The 3,485-nt window shown below is 52.9% G+C and carries 5 protein-coding genes (1 of these 5 running past the window's edge); 4 read left to right on the top strand and 1 reads right to left on the bottom strand.

Features of this window, described 5'->3' with window-relative positions:
* The 4 genes from HYU99_00480 to HYU99_00465 all read left to right on the top strand — a co-directional run.
* Positions 1-234: the 3' portion of a hypothetical protein gene (locus HYU99_00480; protein ID MBI2338830.1), read on the top strand. The gene continues 120 nt to the left of window position 1, outside the view; only the last 234 of its 354 coding nucleotides appear in the window; its start codon lies beyond the left edge, outside the window; the stop codon is at positions 232-234.
* 31 nt (positions 235-265) lie between these two features.
* On the top strand, positions 266-508 hold the full coding sequence (locus HYU99_00475; GenBank protein MBI2338829.1) for a hypothetical protein: 243 nt from the start codon (positions 266-268) through the stop codon (positions 506-508).
* A 2-nt stretch (positions 509-510) separates the two neighbouring features.
* Positions 511-981, top strand: a complete 471-nt coding sequence (locus HYU99_00470) for a PIN domain-containing protein (protein MBI2338828.1) — start codon at positions 511-513, stop codon at positions 979-981.
* A 235-nt stretch (positions 982-1,216) separates the two neighbouring features.
* Positions 1,217-1,663, top strand: a complete 447-nt coding sequence (locus tag HYU99_00465) for a single-stranded DNA-binding protein (GenBank protein ID MBI2338827.1) — start codon at positions 1,217-1,219, stop codon at positions 1,661-1,663.
* A 24-nt stretch (positions 1,664-1,687) separates the two neighbouring features.
* On the opposite strand, the gene gcvP is transcribed toward HYU99_00465, so the two are convergent.
* Positions 1,688-3,485 (bottom strand): aminomethyl-transferring glycine dehydrogenase (gene gcvP, locus HYU99_00460; GenBank protein MBI2338826.1); only part of this gene is annotated, 1,798 nt, incomplete at its 5' end.

Below are 3,485 nucleotides of genomic sequence, written 5' to 3'. Positions count from 1 at the left end.
GGCAATCCCCCAAGTTGCCTTCTTGTCGTGGAAGACTGCGAAGACCTCGATGAAGATGGCGTCTGCGACGATCAGACAGAGGAAGATGATTCCGATGGAATCGAGTACGATCACGAACCAGCCGACGACACCGGAAATGACGGCGGAACCGACACCGGCAATCCCGAAAACGACGACGGCGGAACCGAAGAGGACACCGGCACCGGCTGTTTGAAAGTCAATCGGGACTATTGACAACAAAACATATTATACGTATTCTATACGTATGCCAAAAACGGCCCTCAAAAAAGAAAAATGGACCATCACCTTCGACCCCACACTTAAGAAGCGGGTAAACCAGGAGGCCCAAAAACTCCACGTGTATCCGGTTCAACTGCTCGAAATGCTGGTCCGCGAAAAACTGAACCCTTACGGCTTCCAGTCGGTTTCCGACAGTATTGCCTACGTGAATGCCATCAGAGAAACAAGCCGTTCCAAAAGCGATCGCCACTTCCTTTCCGAGCTTTAAAAATGGCAAAAAGACTAAGCCTCTTGGTCGATACCGACATTTTTATCGACTATTTCAATCATCGTGTTTTCAGGGATTTTTTTGAAGATCGTGCGTTCGGCATTTATTATTCGGTTGTCACCAAAAAGGAACTTCTATCCAAAAAAGGCTTAACTCTTGCCGAACGAAAAAACATCATTTCCTTCCTGAAAAAATACCGTCTCATTCCTTTAAACCGGGAAATTCTTAAAAAATATTCCGAACACAGACAGAAACATCCTTCCGCCGGCAAGGAAGATTGCCTGATTGCCGCCACCGCCGTCGTGAAAAAATTCCCACTCGTCACCCGGAATTACCGTCATTACCGCATTTTTCGGGATCTGAAACTCTATTTTGACCAACTCGTCAAAGACCGTCCCTTTTTCGGCATGTCGAAAAAAAACCGGAAGTCCGTTTCCGATCAAATGAAATCGCTTCGCGGCCATCGAATTTAATTACCCCCTTTGCACCGGCAATAGAAAACATTTCAGGCCGATTGAGGCTCTTCAGTTGGAAATTTTCAGGCCATGAAAGCAACCATACACAAACTTCTCGCCAAAGCGGAAAAAAGATTGACAAAACAGGCGGTGTGTAAAAGGCTGGAAGGAATCTCGGTGGATGGTGGATAGTGGATGGTGAATCGTAAAGAGACGGCGATTCACGATTCACAATCCACGATCCGCGAAAAACATGGCGAGCATCAATAAAGTCATCCTGATTGGAAATCTGGGCGGTGACCCGGAAGTGCGCTACACGCCGGGCGGACAGCCTGTGGCCAATTTCAACATCGCCACCAACGAACGGTGGAAAGACAAAAGCGGCCAACAACAGGAGCGGACCGAATGGCACCGGATTGTCGTGTGGGGAAAACTGGCCGAACTCTGCAGGGATTATCTCGCCAAAGGGCGCCGCATCTATCTGGAAGGCCGCCTGCAGACCCGCAAGTGGGAAGATAAGCAGGGCCAGACGCGGTACACCACCGAAATTGTCGCCCAGGTGATCCAGTTTCTCGACTCGGCCTCCGCCGGCCGTGAAGCGGCCGCCCCGCAGGGAGTCACCGAGTCGGACACCGCCGGGGAAGCGGCTTCCACCGCCGGTCCTCCGCCATTTTCCGCGGAAGAAGACATCCCCTTCTGATTTGCGATTTCCGATTGGACTTTCTCAACAGCCTGTTGGCGGACAAGTGCAAACGACGTTGCGGTCGCCATAGACGTTATCGACACGGGCGACGGGAGGCCAGTATTTATGCTCGCGGAGCCAGGGAGCGGGATAGACCGCCTCTTCGCGGCTATAGGGGTGAGTCCAGTTTGCGACTGCAATCGACTGGGCGGTGTGGGGGGCATTCTTGAGGGGATTGTCTTTGCTGTCCATCTTTCCCTCTTCAATAGCGGCAATTTCTTTTCGGATCAATATCATCGCCTCACAAAACCGGTCGAGTTCATCAAGCGATTCGCTCTCGGTCGGTTCGACCATCAGAGTTCCCGGCACCGGGAACGAAACGGTCGGGGCATGGAAGCCGTAGTCCATGAGCCTTTTGGCCACATCTTCCACATCCACACCCGATGCCGCCTTGAGCGGCCGCAGATCGATGATGCATTCATGCGCTACCAGCCCCTTTTTGCCCCGATAAAGAACCGGATAATGGCGATCGAGGCGATTGGCGATGTAGTTGGCGTTCAGGATGGCCGCTTCGCTCGCTTTTTTAAGCCCCTCCGATCCCATCATGCGGATAAAGGCATACGAAATGGGCAGGATCGAGGCCGATCCGAAAGGGGAAGCCGAAATCGTTCCGACCGATTTGTCGCCTCCCACCGCTACGATCGGATGAGTGGGAAGATAATCGCGCAAATGTTTGGCCACACAGATCGGCCCCACGCCGGGACCGCCGCCTCCATGGGGAATGCAGAAGGTTTTGTGAAGATTGAGGTGACAAACATCCGCCCCGAAATCGCCCGGCCGGCACAAACCGACCTGCGCATTCATGTTGGCGCCGTCCATGTAGACCTGCCCGCCGTTGTCATGAATGATCTGACAGATCTCGGCGATCCCTTCCTCAAAAACCCCGTGAGTCGATGGATAGGTAACCATGAGGCATGAAAGATTCGGACGATTCGCCGCCCCCTTCGCCCTTAAATCGGCGATGTCGATGTTTCCATTCTTGTCGCAATTGATCAGAACGATTTTCATTCCCGCCATGGCGGCGCTGGCGGGATTTGTCCCATGGGCCGAGGTGGGAATCAGGCAAATGTGTCGGTGCCCCTCCCCCCTCTGCTGATGATATTTTTGAATCACCAGCAAACCGCTATACTCCCCCTGCGAGCCGGCGTTCGGTTGAAGGGATACCGCGTCGAACCCGGTGATTTCGGCGAGCCATGCCATAAGCTGCGTGTTCATTTCACGGTAGCCCGGCGCCTGATCGACCGGGACAAAGGGATGGAGTTTGGAAAAACCGTTCCAGGTCACCGGCATCATTTCGGTGGCGGCATTGAGCTTCATGGTGCAGGAGCCGAGCGATATCATCGACGTCGTCAGTGACAAATCTCTCGTTTCGAGATGACGAATATAACGCATCATTTCGGTTTCGGAGTGGTGCGTGTTGAAAACCGGATGGGTCAAATAGGAGCTCTTCCGGACAAACGGGGAGGGAATCTCGGAAATAACGCCGTTTTCTTCGATAGAAAATGAAAGTTTCTTCGCCGAGTTTTTTCCCAACACATCCTTGAAAACCGACAGAATGGCCCTCAAATCGGCCTTGGTGGTTACCTCATCAAGTGAAATACCGATCGACGAATCGGCAAAGAGGCGAAAATTCATCTGACGGTTAACCGCGAGGTTCATCACCTGCTGGGCGATCCCGGGATCGAGTGGAATTTTGAGCGTGTCGAAGAAAGGGCGGTCGAGGACGTCGATCCCCAACTGGCTGAAACCCCTTTTAAGCCGGCAGGCCATGGTATGCACC

Source organism: Deltaproteobacteria bacterium (assembly GCA_016183175.1).
Lineage (GTDB): Bacteria > UBA10199 > UBA10199 > UBA10199 > SBBF01 > JACPFC01.
This window is presented reverse-complemented; position numbering and strand designations above follow the sequence as displayed.

Coding starts and splice junctions, on each gene's coding strand:
- HYU99_00475 (MBI2338829.1), top strand. CDS start 266: ATGCCAAAAACGGCCCTCAAAAAAGAAAAATGGACCATCACCTTCGAC.
- HYU99_00470 (MBI2338828.1), top strand. CDS start 511: ATGGCAAAAAGACTAAGCCTCTTGGTCGATACCGACATTTTTATCGAC.
- HYU99_00465 (MBI2338827.1), top strand. CDS start 1,217: ATGGCGAGCATCAATAAAGTCATCCTGATTGGAAATCTGGGCGGTGAC.